This window comes from Streptomyces sp. GS7 (genome assembly GCF_009834125.1).
Classification (GTDB): Bacteria; Actinomycetota; Actinomycetes; order Streptomycetales; family Streptomycetaceae; genus Streptomyces.
Genome location: NZ_CP047146.1, coordinates 161,079 through 176,434 on the forward strand (window position 1 = coordinate 161,079; position 15,356 = coordinate 176,434).

At 73.0% G+C, this 15,356-nt stretch carries 16 protein-coding genes; 11 read left to right on the forward strand and 5 right to left on the reverse strand.

The features are described from left to right. Nucleotides 1-13 precede the first annotated feature (13 nt). Together GR130_RS00705 and GR130_RS00710 are read right to left on the reverse strand one after the other, a co-directional pair. Nucleotides 14-850: an ABC transporter permease gene (locus GR130_RS00705; RefSeq protein WP_159502921.1), complete on the reverse strand. Its 837-nt coding sequence runs from the start codon at nt 848-850 to the stop codon at nt 14-16. 33 nt (nt 851-883) lie between these two features. Next, nucleotides 884-1,543, reverse strand: coding sequence for a DUF1707 SHOCT-like domain-containing protein (locus GR130_RS00710; protein ID WP_159502922.1), 660 nt, complete (start codon nt 1,541-1,543; stop codon nt 884-886). Nucleotides 1,544-1,985: 442 nt separating this feature from the next. Here GR130_RS00710 and GR130_RS00715 point away from each other — a divergent pair, with 442 nt between their 5' ends. Next, on the forward strand, nt 1,986-3,230 hold the full coding sequence (locus tag GR130_RS00715) for a helix-turn-helix domain-containing protein (protein WP_159502923.1): 1,245 nt from the start codon (nt 1,986-1,988) through the stop codon (nt 3,228-3,230). A gap of 94 nt (nt 3,231-3,324) precedes the next feature. Here the strand turns inward: GR130_RS00715 and GR130_RS00720 are convergent, their stop codons facing one another. Continuing rightward, nucleotides 3,325-3,504, reverse strand: a complete 180-nt coding sequence (locus GR130_RS00720) for a DUF5708 family protein (protein WP_043270175.1) — start codon at nt 3,502-3,504, stop codon at nt 3,325-3,327. A 420-nt stretch (nt 3,505-3,924) separates the two neighbouring features. Between GR130_RS00720 and GR130_RS00725 the strand changes: the two genes are divergently transcribed. From GR130_RS00725 to GR130_RS00740, 7 genes are all read left to right on the forward strand, one after another. Then, nucleotides 3,925-5,193: a beta-ketoacyl-[acyl-carrier-protein] synthase family protein gene (locus tag GR130_RS00725; RefSeq protein ID WP_159502924.1), complete on the forward strand. Its 1,269-nt coding sequence runs from the start codon at nt 3,925-3,927 to the stop codon at nt 5,191-5,193. Nucleotides 5,194-5,207: 14 nt separating this feature from the next. Further along, on the forward strand, nt 5,208-5,894 hold the full coding sequence (locus GR130_RS00730) for a GNAT family N-acetyltransferase (protein WP_159502925.1): 687 nt from the start codon (nt 5,208-5,210) through the stop codon (nt 5,892-5,894). Beyond that, on the forward strand, nt 5,891-8,608 hold the full coding sequence (lanKC, locus tag GR130_RS00735; protein WP_159502926.1) for a class III lanthionine synthetase LanKC: 2,718 nt from the start codon (nt 5,891-5,893) through the stop codon (nt 8,606-8,608). The genes GR130_RS00730 and lanKC overlap by 4 nt, the downstream gene beginning before the upstream one ends. 9 nt (nt 8,609-8,617) lie before the next feature. Further along, nucleotides 8,618-8,695, forward strand: a complete 78-nt coding sequence (locus tag GR130_RS41730) for a class III lanthipeptide (protein WP_373299803.1) — start codon at nt 8,618-8,620, stop codon at nt 8,693-8,695. A 101-nt stretch (nt 8,696-8,796) separates the two neighbouring features. After that, complete coding sequence (locus tag GR130_RS41735) at nt 8,797-8,874, forward strand: class III lanthipeptide (protein ID WP_373299802.1); 78 nt, start codon at nt 8,797-8,799, stop codon at nt 8,872-8,874. Between the two features lie 86 nt (nt 8,875-8,960). After that, the gene (locus GR130_RS41740) at nt 8,961-9,038 is read left to right on the forward strand and encodes a class III lanthipeptide (protein ID WP_373299802.1); all 78 of its coding nucleotides are present in this window, start codon (nt 8,961-8,963) and stop codon (nt 9,036-9,038) included. 143 nt (nt 9,039-9,181) lie between these two features. Then, nucleotides 9,182-10,972: an FAD/NAD(P)-binding protein gene (locus tag GR130_RS00740; protein ID WP_159502927.1), complete on the forward strand. Its 1,791-nt coding sequence runs from the start codon at nt 9,182-9,184 to the stop codon at nt 10,970-10,972. 22 nt (nt 10,973-10,994) lie between these two features. Here the strand turns inward: GR130_RS00740 and GR130_RS00745 are convergent, their stop codons facing one another. Next, the gene (locus GR130_RS00745) at nt 10,995-11,699 is read right to left on the reverse strand and encodes a response regulator (protein ID WP_236572628.1); all 705 of its coding nucleotides are present in this window, start codon (nt 11,697-11,699) and stop codon (nt 10,995-10,997) included. Between the two features lie 223 nt (nt 11,700-11,922). After that, nucleotides 11,923-13,122 (reverse strand): sensor histidine kinase, encoded by a 1,200-nt coding sequence (locus GR130_RS00750; RefSeq protein ID WP_159502928.1) that lies wholly within the window; start codon nt 13,120-13,122, stop codon nt 11,923-11,925. A 328-nt stretch (nt 13,123-13,450) separates the two neighbouring features. On the opposite strand from GR130_RS00750, the gene GR130_RS00755 reads away from it, so the two are divergent. The 3 genes from GR130_RS00755 to GR130_RS00765 all read left to right on the forward strand — a co-directional run bounded on the left by GR130_RS00755 (nt 13,451) and on the right by GR130_RS00765 (nt 15,354). Further along, nucleotides 13,451-14,167 (forward strand): 4'-phosphopantetheinyl transferase superfamily protein, encoded by a 717-nt coding sequence (locus GR130_RS00755; RefSeq protein ID WP_159502929.1) that lies wholly within the window; start codon nt 13,451-13,453, stop codon nt 14,165-14,167. A 256-nt stretch (nt 14,168-14,423) separates the two neighbouring features. Continuing rightward, nucleotides 14,424-14,828, forward strand: coding sequence for a transglycosylase family protein (locus GR130_RS41505; RefSeq protein WP_159502930.1), 405 nt, complete (start codon nt 14,424-14,426; stop codon nt 14,826-14,828). Nucleotides 14,829-14,943: 115 nt separating this feature from the next. Next, on the forward strand, nt 14,944-15,354 hold the full coding sequence (locus GR130_RS00765; protein WP_236572631.1) for a hypothetical protein: 411 nt from the start codon (nt 14,944-14,946) through the stop codon (nt 15,352-15,354). Nucleotides 15,355-15,356 lie beyond the last annotated feature (2 nt).

Sequence of the window (15,356 nt, forward strand, 5' to 3'; positions counted from 1 at the left end):
TACGGGTCCGGGGTCAGGTCTTCCTGGCGAACTTCGCGAGGGCGATCGGGGCGGTGACCGCCGTCAGGCCCACCGACCACAGCACCGTCCAGGTCACCGGGCCGGCCACCGGGCCCTCGCCCAGGGCCAGTCCGCGGGCCGCGTCGGCCATGTGGGTCAGGGGGTTGAGGCGGGTGAGGCTTTCGAGCCAGTGCGGCATCGTCGCCGGCGACACGAAGATCGAGGACCCGAACTGAAGCGGCGTCAGGACCACCACCGACAGCCCCTGCACGGCCTGGGCGCTGCGCAGCGTCAGCCCCAGGAGCATGAAGGTCCACACCAGGGACGTGCCGAACACGGCGGTCAGCCCGGTCGCGGCCAGCAGGCCGGGCCAGCGCCCTGCGACGTCGAAGCCGAGCAGCGCGGCGACGGCCAGCAGGACCGCGATGGCGACCAGCATCCGGCCGGTCTCCACCACGACCTTGGCGATCAGCACCGAGGAGCGCGCGATGGGCAGGGTGCGGAAACGGTCCATCAGGCCCGTGCGGAAGTCGTCGTTGACGCCCGTGCCGACCGCCATCGCGATGGTCATCCCCAGGATCACCATCAGGCCCGGCACCAGGAACCCCAGGTACCGGGTGCGGTCGCCGCCGGCGCCGAGCACGCCGCCGAAGACGAAGACGAACAGCAGCGTCAGCACGACCGGCATCAGCAGCGCGTCGGTCATCGACTCCGGGTTCTGCCGGATCTGCAGGAGGTTGCGGCGGACCAGCGCGCCGGTGTGCCGCAGATGGGACCGCACCGCGATCCGCCCCTCGTCGCGACGGAGCGCGGCGGGCGCGGGGTGCGGCGGGGCCTCGTACGACGTCATCGCTGCTCCTCCCTCGATCCGGCGGCCGGTGGCTCAGGCCCCGCGCCGGCGCTCGTCGAGCCACTTCTGCCAGTACGTGCGCCGGTCGCTGCTGGGATGGGCGACGACGATGTCGCCGAAGACCGCGGAGCCGGTGATGCGCACCAGCGGGGTGACGGACTCCGGGCCGGAGTGCGCCCGGGTCAGATCGCGCAAATCGCCGAAGAGCTTGCTGCAGTTCAGCTCGACCCGGACGCCCTCGGGGAGGAGCAGGTGCACATCGCCGAGCACCGCGCGGGCCGAGATGGTCAGTTCGCCGGTCGACGGGGCCGGGGAGGAGCACAGGTCGAGGGTCAGATCGCCGAAGACGGCGGTGGCCTCGATGCCGTTCTCCAGGGCGGGGCTGCTCAGTGTCAGATCGCCGAACACCGCCTTGAACACCCGCTGTCCGGCGGTAGCCGGCGAGGGCGGCGGTGCGGCGGCGGGCAGATCCTCGCCGACCGACGCCAACTCCTCACGCGTACGGGCCAGATAGGCCGCCTCGTAGCGCTCGGCCAGTTCCTCCAGCGTCAGCCGGCCTTCCACGGTGGCTTCCCGCAGCCGCTCGATCATGTCCTCGCGCTCGGCGTCCGAGGCGAGCACCGAGGGCTGCCGGGGCGCGGTCGGCGACGGCGCCGACTCCTTGTGCAGATCGGGGCGTTGGGGCTGCGTCATGGGAGGGGCCTCCGCTGGTCGGGCGGTAGTGATGCGGGCGCCGCGATGCCCCCGCGCGGTCTCATCCGACCACGTCACAGGGGGTGCGGACATCGGCGTGCGGTACTACATCGAAAGGTGCAGGCGGCGGTTGCGGGCACCCGGTTCGGCCTATCCCTCGTCCGGTTCCGGCGGACGGGCGGGCGTTGCGTCAGGTCCGCGCGCCGCTCCCCGCCGCTCCCCGTATTGGTTGTGCGCACCATTGATCCGGGGCCTGCGAAATGATCTCGTCATGGCTTGGTGAAGTCCTGTGTGAAGTCGAGTGAAGAAAGTAAAAAGGATGTCGACTTCTTCTTGACTGCTTGGTAAAGTAGCCTGCGCTCATTGTGACTCGGGATTTGTCTAGCCGACCACAGTCGCCGACCACAGTCATCAAACCGTTCGAATCCGGAGGATTTGTCGAATGCCTGAGCTGGCGGACACCGGGAGGCGAATCAAAGAGCTCCGGGTCGGCGCGGGAATGACCCAGCACGATCTCGCCGGATCCGACATGTCCTCCAGCTACATCTCCCTTGTCGAACGCGGGAAGCGCATTCCCAGCGGCCGGGCCCTCAAGATCCTGGCCGAACGCCTCGGGGTCGGCGTGACGGAAATATCCGGCGGCGCCGAGTCGGCCGAATCCACCGGCCGGGTCCGCAGGCTGGATCTGGTCGGTCGATTGGTCGCGGCCCGCCGCCAATGGGAGGGCGGCGATGCCGAGGGTGCGCTCCGGGAATTCCGCGCGCTGGCCGAGACCGAATCGGCCGGCCGGCAGGACGACGTATATACCGAGGCGCAGCTCGCCATTGCCGAAATACTGGGGTCACTGGGCCGCGCCGACGAAGGCGCGGCCGTCCTGCTGCGGATGCTGGACGCGCTCGCCGCCGCGCCGTACGCCGAGGCCCGGCTGCGCGCGCTGATCGCGCTCGCCGACCTGCTGGAGTCGGCCGGCCGGGTCCAGGACGGGCTCCGCTACGCGCTGACCGGCTCGCTGGAGTCCGACCGGGCCCCCGGCACCGGCTTCCACTCGCTGCTGGTCCTCGACGTCCTGACCCGCTGCGCCTACTGGAGCGGCTGCGCCCACTGGGCGCCGGCCACCGACCGCGGCCGGCCGCCCGCGCACGGGGTGCTGCCCGGGCCGCGCGCCAGTATCGAGCTGCACCGGGCGCTGGACCTGTGGGACCGCGGCGCGGCGGACCGGGCGGCGGAGCTGCTGGCCGACACCGTGCGCCGGGTCACCCCGGCCGCCGGATTCCGGCTCTGGGAGAAGATCAACGGCCGTTACGCGCTGCTGCTGCTCGGCCGCGGCGAGCGGAGCGCCGCGCGCAGCATCGTGGAGCGCGGGCTGGTGGTCGCCTCCGTGGCGCAGGAACCGGACTTCCCGCTCTGGCTGATGACCGCCGAGGCGGTCTGCGCGGAGGCCGCCGGCGATCCGGCGCGGGTCCGGTCGCTGGGTACTGAGCTGGCCGCGCTGCCCGACACCGGCCGCAGCCACGAGAAAGCCGCCGCGCTCCTGGAGATCGCGGCGGCACACGAGCGGATCGGGGACCGGGAAAAGGCGGCCGGTTACTTCCGGTATTCCGCCGAGCTGTTCCGGCGCGCCCAGGCGTACCGGCACGCCGACCGGGCCCGGGAACGGCTCACCGAACTCCTCGAAAAGCGGAACTGACGCCCGCCGGGGAGACGTGCGGTCCACCCGGGCGGGCGTCGGAGCGGGAACTGCCAAAAGCGTTGGCCGTGCCACAAATGCCGTAAATGCGACGCTATTTATTCGACTTCTTCCCCAGCCCCAGGAGCGCGAAGAGCGCCTCCGCGCCGCCGACGATGGCCAGGACGAGTCCGGCCTTGTGAAGTGAGATGACCGGCGTCTCCACTTCCTTTGTGGTGAGCCACAGGATGACGCCGACGATCGCCAGAAAAATGCCTACGGCAATACCCTTCATGAGTTCCCTCGTCCCTCGTTGGTGGTGCCGGAGCTGGTTGACCGCTCCAGCGTCCCGCCCGGCCCGCCGGTCCGGATCATCCGCAGGTAGGCACTTTCCCCGGCGCCTCCTGTCACTTTCTATGTACGCCGGACCCCTACCCGCGGCCCGGCGCACGGGAGCGGACACGGGGCGCGACGGTGGCGGCAGCCGGCGCACCGCGCTTGTCTGGCGCCCCATCAGTCAAATTTCATGACTCTGCTAGTCATGCGGAGGGTGGCGTTTTCGCTGGTGAGCGACGTTCTTGCCCCTGTTGACCTGCTCGGTCTGCTGACTCTGCTGCGAGCGAGGCGTTGACAATCCTCTGACTCGGCTGTCATCTTTCTGGTCATGAGGGCACCCCAGTCGTGACAAGGGGCAGAAAAGTAGGAGGCGGGTTTCATGGAGTTACGGGCAGCGGATCGGCGGCGGGTCGTCGTCACCGGCTGCGGCGTGGTGTCCCCCGTGGGCAACACCACCGCGGACTTCTGGGCCGCCCTCCTGGCCGGCCGCAGCGGCGTCGGCGCCGTGACCCGCTTCGACGCCTCCGGCCTGCCGGTGCGTATCGCGGGTGACGTCAAGGACTTCGACCCGGCCGCCGACGCTTCCCTCACGCCCCAAGAGGCCCGCCGCAGCGACCGGTTCACCCAGTACGCGGTGGCCGCCGCCGCCCAGGCGCTGCGCGCCGCCGGCCTCACACCCCCGGACGGCATCGACCCGTACCGCTTCGCCGCGGTGATCGGCTCCGGCTACGGTGCCGCCCCCGCGATCCAGCAGCAGTACGACGTCCTCAAGGAGCAGGGCCCGCGCCGGGTCTCCCCGTACCACTCGGTGCTCACCGCGATCGACCACCCGGCGAGCCTGCTGTCCATCAAGTACGGCATCGCCGGCCCCAGCAACGCGGTCTCCGCGGCCTGCGCCACCGGCGCGGTGGCCATCGGGGAGGCGGCCGAGCTGATCCGGCACGGCCGCGCCGACATCGCGCTGGCCGGCGGCACGGACGACTCGCTCACCGCCGTCGACCTGGCCGGCACCGCCAACGCCAGGGCCCTCTCCCGCCGCAACGACGACCCCGAAGGCGCCAGCCGGCCCTTCGACCGGGACCGGGACGGCTTCGTGATGGCGGTCGGCGCCACCGTGGTGACGCTGGAGGAGGCCGGGCACGCCGAGCGGCGCGGCGCCCCGATCCTCGCCGAGGTGGCCGGCTACGCCGCGACCACCGACGCCCACCACGCCACCGCCCCCGACCCCACCGGCGCCGGAGCCGTCCGCGCGATGCGGGCCGCGCTCGCCGACGCCGGCAAGGACCCCGAGGACGTCGGGCAGATCAGCGCCCACGGCACCGGCACCGTCCTCAACGACCGCATCGAGGCCGCCGCGCTGCGCGAGGTGCTGGGCCCCGACACCCTGCGGCGCACCCCGGTCACCGCCGTCAAGAGCATGACCGGGCACATGCTCGGCGCCTCCGGGGCGGCCGAGGCCGCCGCCGCGGTGCTCTCGCTGCGGGACCGGGTGATCCCCCCGATCCGCAACTGCGACCACCCCGGGGAACCGGATCTCGACCTGGTCACCAAGGGCGCCCGCGACTGGGACGGAGACGTGGTGCTCAGCAATTCGTTCGGCTTCGGCGGACACAACGCCGTACTTGTACTGGCCCGCTACACCGGCTGAGGAGGGAACGCACCGTGCAGGGACGACTGGTGACCTTGGAATGGCCCGGCGACGACGACTGGGCGGCGATCGCCTCCTGGCTGCGGCCCGGCTCGCCGGCGGCCGTGATGAGCGGCGACTGGGAACTGCTGGGCGCCGCCGACGTCGAACAGGCCAACCGCTCCGGGCGGGTCAGCCACATGGTGATCCGCACCCACGACGGCGAACGCATCGGCACCGTCAGCTACCAGCGCACCGGCCGGATCGGCGGCTACTCCGTCGGCGGCGCCATCGGCACCCCGGAACTCTGGCGCCGCGGCTACGGCGCGGAGGCCGTGGTCCTCCTCGTCGACTATCTCTTCCACCAGCTCGACGCGCACCGCGTCCAGGTCACCACCGCCGCCTACAACAAGAGCATCATCCGGCTGATGACCAAGACCCAGTTCGTGGTCGAGGGCATCCTGCGGGACCACTGCTACCTCGACGGCGCCTACCACGACGCGATCGTGTGGGGGATCCTCCGCGACGAGCACTACGCCTCGCTCAAGCCCAGCGCGACGAACCGCGTACTGGCCGTCGGGCTGGAGGACTTCGTGACCGAGGACGACAAGGTCCAGGCCCGCGAGATCCTCGCCGGGCACCTGGCGGAAACCGGCCGCAGCGCGGTCGCGGCCTTCCTCGACACGGCCGCGTCCGCCGGGAACGAGCGGGGTGCCGCATGAGGGACGGCGCCGAGAGCTTCGCCCTGGCCGACCGCACCTTCTTCGACTGGCCCGGCAACTGGGACCTGGAGGCCACCCGCTTCCCGGCTCCGCCGCTCCCCGAAGGCTGGACGTACGACGAGAACGAAGCCTGGTCCTTCTGCCGCCCGCCCCGGGACGAGAACCGCCAACTCCCCGACCAGGGCTGGAAGATCCACGTCAGCGCGGCCCCTGAGGACGCCGAGCGCACCCTCGCCGACGTCGCCGCCTACTGCGTCCGGCACGGCCTGCTCTTCAAGTACCTCAAGAGCGCCAACGTCCTGCGCGCGCTGAGCCGCAAGTACGCCCAGCGCTCCTCCGCCGGCAAGCTGCTGACCGTCTACCCCGTGGACGAGGCGGACCTGGCCCGCACCCTCGAAGGGCTGGACGCCGTCGTCGGCGGCCGTCCCGGACCGTACGTCCTGACCGACCTGCGCTTTCGCGAGGGCCCGCTGTACGTCCGCTACGGCGGCTTCCGCACCCGGTACATGGAAGACGCCGAGGGCGGCGGCGATCTCGTCACGGCCGTGCGGCGCCCCGACGGCACCCTGGAGGCGGACCGCCGCACCCCCGTCTTCCGCACCCCCGACTGGGTCCCGCTCCCGGACGTCCTCAAGGACTCGCTGGCCGCCCGCCAGGCCGTGGACGACTTCCCCTACCGGATCACCGGAGCGCTGCACTTCTCGCACGGCGGCGGCGTCTACCGCGCCGAGCCGGCCGGGGAGCACGCCCTCGGGGCGGGAGCGCGCAGCGTCGTCCTCAAGGAGGGCCGTCCGTACTCCGGTACGGACGGCGTCGGCCGGGACGCGGTCGCCCGGCTCGCCCACGAGCACCGGATCCTGACCACGCTCGCCGGGCTGCCCGGCATCCCCCGCACCTTCGGCACCTTCGAGGTCCGCGACCACCTGTTCCTGGTCCTGGAGGACGTCGAGGGGAAGGACTTCCAGTCCTGGCTGGCCGGCGTCTACCCGCTGACCGTGCCCGAGCCCGACGAGGCGGCCGTGGCCGCCCACCGGGACCGCGCGCTGGCCCTGTTCGCCCGGATCGAGGCGCTGGTCGCCTCGGTCCACGGACGCGGCATCCGGATCGGCGACCTGCACCCGGGCAACTTCATCATCCAGCCCGGCGACATCCCGGTCCTCCTGGACTTCGAGGTGGCCGACGCGATCGACCGGGCAACCCCCAGCAGCCTCGGCGCACCGGGCTTCCACCGGGCCGACGCCACCGGTGCGGACGGCGACCGCTACGCACTCGCCGCCATCGCCCTGTGGCTGTTCCTGCCGCTCGCCGCGCTCGGCGGCCTGTCCCCCGACAAGGCGCCCGCGCTGCTCGACATCGCGGCCCGCCGGTTCGGCCTCCCGGAGGACCTGGTGGCCCGGCTGGCCGGGCAGCTCGCCCCGGCAGCTCAGGCAGGGCCGTCCGAAGGCGCCCCGCCGTGCGCCCTGGTCAGCGCCCCCGGCCCGTTCCCGGCCCCGGACCTGATCGCCTCCATCGGGCGCGGGCTGCGCGACAGCGCCACCCCGCACCGCACGGACCGGCTGCACCCCGGGGACTTCGCCCAATTCGCCGAGGGCGGCGCGGGGTTCGCGCACGGCGCCGCCGGCGTCCTGTGGGCCCGGCACACCGTGCTCGGGGAACGCGACGCGCACCACGTCGCCTGGCTGCGGGCCGCCGCCGACCGGGTACCGGCCGAGCGGATCGGCTTCTACGACGGGCTGCACGGCATCGCGTACGTCCTCGCGGAGCTGGGCGACGAGGAAGGGGCGCGCCGCGCGCTGGACCGGGCCGGCGGGCAACTCGACGTACGGCACTGCCCCAGCCTCTACCGCGGACTGTCCGGCGCCGGCCTCAACCTGCTGCACTTCGCGGACCGTTGGGCGGACGACACGGCACGCGCGACGGCCCTGCGACTGGCCGACCGGGTCACCGACCGGCTGGCCGACGCCCTCCGGGAGCCGGTCGAGTACCAGCGGCGGACCGGTTCCCGGCACGCCGGCGGGCTGATGTACGGCTGGTCCGGACCGGCGCTGTTCCTGCTCCGCGCCCATCAGGCCACCGGCGACACCGGCCTGCTGGACCAGGCGGTCTGGGCCGTCCACCGCGACCTCGACCGCTGTGCGTCAGGACCGCAGGACACGCTCCAGGTCGACGAGGGGTTCCGGCTCCTGCCCTATCTGGACAACGGCAGCGCGGGCATCGCCCTGGTGGCGGCCGAACTCCTCGGCCACCGCGACGACGCCCGGATCCGTGCGGCCCTGCCCGGGCTGCTGCGGGCCTGCTCCGCCGACTTCGTCATCGAATCGGGGCTGTGGGGCGGACGCGCCGGACTGATCGGCACCCTCGCCGCCCTGCGCGAGTGGGTCCCGCTGCCCGCGGCGGACGCCGAGCGGCAGCTCCACCGCCATCTGGCCAATCTCCAGCAGCACGCCATGAGGCTGAACGGCGCGACGGTCTTCCCCTGTGACGGCCGGGCCCGGATCTCCATGGACGTGGCCACCGGCGGGGCCGGCGTACTGCTGGCCCTCGCCGCCGCCGAACGGGGCACCCGGCTGCTCCCGTTCCTCACCGACTCGCGGTCCGCCGCGGCCGTTCACCCGGCCGTCCCGGAGCGCGCCCGCGGCGCCCACGGCGCCGCGACCCCCGCCGTCCCGTCCGGGCCGGAGGGCACTGCGGACAACGGAAGGGAGGTGTCGTAAATGACCATCATGGACCTGCAGGGCATCGAGGTGCCCGCCGAGCGTGAGGCTCAGGCGCTGGGCTCGACCATCAGCACCGGCTGCTGACGCGCCGTCAGGTGCCCCGCATCGGCACCTGATACGGCTCGTCACCACCGTGGTCAACCACCACTGCGACACATCGAAGGGAGGTTTCCGATATGTCGATCATGGACCTGCAGGGCATCGAGGTGCCCGCCGAGCGTGAGGCCCAGGCGCTGGGCTCCACCGTCAGCACCGGTTGCTGACGCCGTCCGGTGCCTGCACAGCACCGGACCTCTCACCGTACACATCACCACCGAATCGCGGAAGGGAGGTGTCGTAAATGACCATCATGGACCTTCAGGGCATCGAGGTGCCGGCCGAGCGTGAGGCCCAGGCTCTCGGCTCCACCGTCAGCACGGGCTGCTGACACGGCGCCCGGTGGTCCCGCGCTGCGGTGCGGGCCACCGGGCTCCTGCGGTTTCCGGGCGGTTCCCGGCGCGCGCTCCGGATCGGGTCCGGGAGGCGCGTTCACGAGAGGCAGGGCAGGACGGGAGGACGGGGAGGACGGCGATGGGGAAGGACCCGCACCACGGCGGGAAGACCGGCGCACCGCTCTCCCTCTGCGTCATCGGCTGCGGCCCGCGCGGCGCCTCCATCGTGGAGCGCATCCTCGCCAACGTGCCCGCCCTGTACGGCGACCGCCCGCTGGACCTGCACGTCGTCGACCCGTACCCGCCGGGCGCCGGCCGCACCTGGCGCACCGACCAGCCGGGCCTGCTGTGGATGAACTCCGCCGCCGACCAGGTCACCATGTACCCCGACGAGAGCGTCGCCTGCGCCGGACCACCGCGCCCCGGCCCCACCACCGCCGGGTGGCTCGACGCCCCGCTGCACGACGGCGCCTATGCCGCCCGCCGCGACCAGGGCCGCTATCTGCGCAGCTTCTTCGCCGAGGTGACCGGCGCGCGGCCCGCGTCGGTACGGCTGCACGTCCACCGGGCGCGCGCCGTCGACCTGTTGCGCACCGCCCCGTACGGCCGCCCGGGACGCCAGCGGGTGGTCCTCGACTCCGGCCGGACCGTCCTCGCCGACCGGGTGGTCCTCGCCCAGGGCCATGTGGACACCCTCGCCGCCCCCGCCCCGCCCGGACTGACCCGGATCGGCCCCGGCCCCGCCGACCCGGACGCGCTGGACCGCATACCGGCCGGGGCGCCCGTCGTCGTCCGCGGCCTCGGCCTGGTCTTCGTCGACTGCCTGGCCCTGCTGACGGAGGGCCGCGGCGGCCGCTTCTCCGGGGCGCCCGGCGGCTCGCTGCGCTATCTGCCGTCCGGCCGCGAACCCCGCCTGTACGCGGGCTCCCGCCGCGGTGTACCGCTGCCCCCGAAGCCGTCGGCCACCGCGCCCGCGGCGCCCGACGGCGGCCTCCGCTTCGCCACGCCCGGCGCCTGCCGCGCCGCGCTGGCCCGCCCCGGCGCGTCCTTCGGCCGCGACGTCTGGCCGCTGGTGCTGGCCGAACTGGCCTGGCACCACTACCGCGCCCTGTTCGCCGCCGCGCCCGATCGCACCTGCATGACCTGGCAGGACTTCGACGCCCAGTACGCCCTGCTGTTCACCGACGCCGGCCGGCTGGCCAAACTGGCCCGCGCGGCGGTCCCCGACCCCGCCGACCGCCTCGACCTCGACCGGCTGGCCGACCCGCTGGCCGGCCGCCGCTTCACCGGCGGCGACGACCTCCAGCGGCAGCTGCGCGCCCACCTGGCCGCGACCCTGCGCCGCCGTACGGGACCGGCGGCCGGCCCCGAACTCGCCCTGGTGGACGGCCTCCGCCGGACCGGCGAGGTCGTCGAGGAGCTGTGGCGCTCCGGCGACCTGGACGAGGCCTCGGTCGCCGACGCGCTGCGCCGCTTCGCCCTCGGTACGTACCTCAGCTCGGGCCCGCCGCCGCTGCGCGCCCGGCAGCTGCTGGCGCTGGCGGAGGCGGGCGTGGTGACGTTCGTGGGCCCCGGCATGCGCGTGGAGACCGGGCCGGCCGGCTTCCGGGCGCTCAGCCCCGCCGTCCCCGGCGCCGTCCACGAGGCGGCCGTCCTCCTGGACGCCCGGCTGGCGCCCGCCGGTCCGGACCGGGTCGCCGACCCGCTGCTGCGCGCGCTTGCGGCCCGCGGTGAGCTGGCACCGGACCCCGCCGGAGAGGACGGCGGGCCGCCGCGGCTGTCCGGTGCGGAGCTGCACCCGGTCGCCGCGGACGGCACCGTGCACCGCGACCGGATCGTGGCCGGCCCGGCCCAGTTCCCGCGCCCGCGGGCCAACGCCGTGGCCTTCCGCCAGAACGACGCCATCGCCCGGCGGTTGCTGGCCCGCTGAGTCCGGCCCCGGCGCCCGGCCCTCACCCCCGCAGGGTGACCCCGTGCTGCTGCGCCAGGATCGCCGCCTGCACCCGGCTGCGCAGGTTCAGCTTCGACAGGATCCGGCTGGTATGCGTCTTGACGGTGCCCTCGGCCAGGTTCAGGGTCTGGGCGATGGCGCTGTTGGCCAGCCCCCGCCCGATGCAGGCCAGCACCTCCAACTCCCGCTTGGTGAGGGTGTCCAGGGTCTGCGCGGCCCCGTCCGGCAGCGAGGGCCGCGACGACGGCGCCTGGAGGGCGAACTCGGAGATCAGCCGCCGGGCGATCGCCGGGGTCAGGAAGCCCTCCCCGTGCGCCACCTCCCGTACGGCGCCGACCAGGACGGCCGGTTCCGCGTTCTTGAGGATGAAGCCGCCGGCCCCGGCCCGCAGCGCCCCGAAGATGTACTCGTTGAGGTCGAAGGTGGTCAGCACCAGGACCTCCGCGAGACCGCGCTCGACGATCCTGCGGGTGGCGGCGACACCGTTGAGCAGCGGCATCTGCACATCCATCAGCACGACGTCGGGCCTCAGTTCGCCGGCCATCCGCACCGCCGCCTCACCGTCGCCGGCCTCGCCGACGACCGTGATGCCCGGGTCGGTCTGGAGGACGAGGACCAGACCGGAACGCACCGCCGCCTGGTCGTCGGCGACCAGCACCCGAATGTCCGGCCGGCTCTCCTCAGGGGCCTGGGCACGCTCCGCCACCGGTTTCTCCACCGCATACTCCACTTCTGATCACCGTCCAGGAACTCGGGACTCGGACACCCGGCGCTCGGACACCCGGGACTCGGACGCAGAGCGCTCGGACACACAGGACTGCGGGACGCGCTCCCGCAGGACGCGCCCCCCAAGGACGCGGACCCCGGTCGGCGCGGCCGGGCAGCGGCACCCGCCGGCACCCGCACGTCGGCCAACACCCGCCCGCCCATCAGGAGTTCTGACCCAACGGGAGCACCGCGCGGACCCGCCAGCGGCCGGGGGCCGACCGGTCGGGGCCCGCGTCGAAGACGCCGCCGACCAGCGTGGCCCGCTCGGACATCCCGGCGAGCCCGGCGCCGGCCCCGGCGGTCGCCGGATCCCCGGGGCGCCGCTGCCGGGCGGGCACGTCCGGGCGGGCCAGCGGGCTCTCGACGGAGATGGTCAGCTGCTCGGCGCCGGTCTCGCAGCGGATCCGCACCCGCCCGGCCGCGGCGTGCTTGAGGCAGTTGGTCAGCGCCTCCTGCACGATGCGGTACGCGGTCACCTCGATCACCGACGACACCTCGGGGAAGCTCTCGGGGAACTCGGTGTGCAGCGTCAGCTCCGCCGCGGCGGCGGCGGGCCGGGCCTGTTCGACCAGCGCCCCCAGCGCGTTCAGCTGCGGCCGGTCCCAGTCGTCGTCCACCGCCCGGTCGGAGCGCAGCAGCACCACCATGCGCCGCATCTCGGCCAGCCCCTGCACGCTGTTCTCGCGGATCACCGCCAGCGCCCGCAGCACCGGATCCTCCTCGTCCGCCCCGCCGCCCCGGTCCTTCCGGCCGCCGTGGGCCTCCTGGAGGGACAGCACCGCGCTGGAGTGGATGGCGATGGCGCTGAGGTGGTTGGCGACCAGGTCGTGCAACTCCCGTGCCATCCGGGTGCGTTCGGTCTGGAGCACGGTCTTGCGGTCCAGCTCCGCCAGCCGGTTGATCTGCGCCGCCCGCTGCCGCTCGGCGTCCGCCTGCTCCTTGTGGTTCCGTATCAACACCCCGGTCCAGACCGGGGAGATGAGCAGCAGCGCCACGATCAGCCCGGTCGTCACGCCCTCGGACCGGTCGCCGATGAAGAGGAAGACGACGGTGGCGGCCATGGTCGCCGCGACGGTGCCGAACTGGAGCGCCCGGCACAGCCAGGGCGCCCCGTACAGCGCCGCCGCGTACAGCAGGTCGGTGTAGATCAGCACCGGCCCCAGCCCGCCGCTGGCCGCCGCTTCGAGGCTGACGGTCACGGTGCCCACGAGCACCGCGGCCAACGGCAGCACACTGCGGAAGGCGGTCGCCGCGCACAGCACCAGCACCGGGAGGACGGCCTGCCATACGGGGATCTCGCCTCCCATCACCCGCGGCCCGCCCAGGACATACAGAATCAGGCAGCCGGCGAAGAAACCCACCGCCATTCTGAGGTCACGGAGCGGTATGGGCGCGCGGCGCAGTTGCTTACTTGCGAAATGGCGTAACCACACACCAGGACACTACTTCCGCGTACGGCCCGATCCCTTGGCCTGGCCGCCGAATTGGGTCGCTGCTCCCTACATCGAAGTATGTAGCCGGACATCAGCAGGAGGGATGACTCGAAGGCTCCGGAGGGCATGCAAACCTAGGGCTGACTGTACCGATCGATGTAGGCGAAATAGGGGGAGCACGAGTCGCCCGCCGATTGAAGGCTGCCACTCACCGGTGCGGCCGAGCCACCGCTCAACTGTGGAGGACGGAAAGTACGTGGAAACGAACGCCGCTCTTCTCGATCTTGACCAGGAACTCCTCGACCAGGAACTCCCTGGCCAGTTCGGCCCCGATCAAGTCCCCGTCTTCGTGGTCCCCGTGGGGGACGTCCCCGAAGGGAACGACCCGCACCCCGGGTGCGGGAGCGAGTTGACCGCCGACAGCTGTCCGTCCCTCAACGGACACACCAGAGCCACCCTGGACGCCGCGTCCCGCGGCTGGCTGCTCGCCCGGCTCCCCGCCCGGGTCCGCGCCGCGATGACCGCCGCCGGCCACTGGGAGCTGTACGGCACCCGCGGCCTGCTGGTCGTGGCCTGCGGCGACGGTGCCCGCCAGATGGGCTTCTCCGTCGAATCCGTGCGCCGCGTACGCCAGGAGACCTCCGCGCTGCACACCCCGTACGAGATCCTCACCGCGCGGGAGTCCCGCGCAGCCGCCGGCCGCCCGGCCGCCGAACGCGAACGCCTCATCACCCGCTTCTGGGTGCGCAAGGACGCCGCCCTCCAGGCTGTCGGCCGCGGCCTCTCCCTCGCCCCCGAGCGCATCGAAGCCGGTTTCCCCGCCGACTCCGGCACGGTCGCCGTCCCCGGCCCCTGCGGCAGCGAAATCCCGGTCAGCGTCCGCAACTTCACCTTCTCCCCGGCGTACGAGTTCGCGGTGGCGACTCCGGAACCGCACTGTGTCACGCCCGCGTTCGCCTATTCCGTCAGGTAAATTCCCGCGGACACCGCCCGTTTCCACCCCGGCGGTCCGGGGAAAGGGAAACGGGCCGATCCGCGGGGCGGCTTCCGTCTCCGCGGCTGAATTGCCGTATCCCGACCGACAGGAGGCCCACCCGGGTGAAAACGCCTCCGTCCGGCCTACGTGATCCTGCCGAAAAGCATATTGACGGGTTACCTGGTGCCTGCCCCTCAGTCGCGGCGGGCAGGACCCCACGACGCCGCCGGAGCACGCAGGAGGAAGTACCGCCATGCCGTCGCCTCTCGCCGTACGCACCGCCGTCGCACTCCCGTCCGCCCTGCTCGCCCTGCTGACCGCCGCCGGCGGCGCCGCGGCGGACGAACCGCCCCCCTCCGGTACCGACTGGGAGAAGGTCGCCGCCTGCGAGAGCAGCGGCGACTGGCACTCCAACACCGGCAACGGCTACCACGGCGGCCTCCAGATCTCCCCGTCCACCTGGCGCGCCTACGGCGGCGACCGGTTCGCGCGGCGCGCCGACCTGGCCAGCCGCGCCGAGCAGATCGCCGTCGCCGAGCGCATCGTCCAGGACCAGGGCCTGGGCGCCTGGCCCAACTGCGCCCCGCAGGCCCTCGCCCGCGCCCGCTACGTGGCCGACCGCGGCTATCCGGGACGGCGCCTCGGGCTGCGTCTCTGACCGGGCGGAACGCGTCCCGGCCCGCCGGCCGGTCCGGCCGGAGGGCCGTCACGGTGAAATCGGTGGTCGGACAGGGTGAACGCGCGAGACCGGCCGCTGTACAGGCTTGGCCGGCATGAGGTCGCCCGATAGCAAGACTGCGGGGTTTACCAACGGGTTTACCAACCGCGAGGGGCAGGACCGCACAGTGAAGAGAACGGCACGCATCAACATTCTGCTCGCAGGGGTTCTCGGCCTCCTGCTGGTCGGCGGCGCGGCGTCACCCGCCATGGCCTGGGGGGACGGAGAGAACGACGCCGAGGGCTACAGCTACACCAGCTTCCACGCCGGATTCAGGTGCGAGGGCCGCACCAGCAGGGTCTGCATCAACGGCCCCGTGGGCAGCGGAAACGTCAGGGACGCGCAGAACATCAGCATCACCGGCAATCCCGGCAGCACCGCCAGCCCGGTGTCCAACAGCGGTTCCAACAACAGCGGTTCCAGCGTTACGGGCCCCTCGGCGGGCAGCAGCAACAAATCGGGCTGACC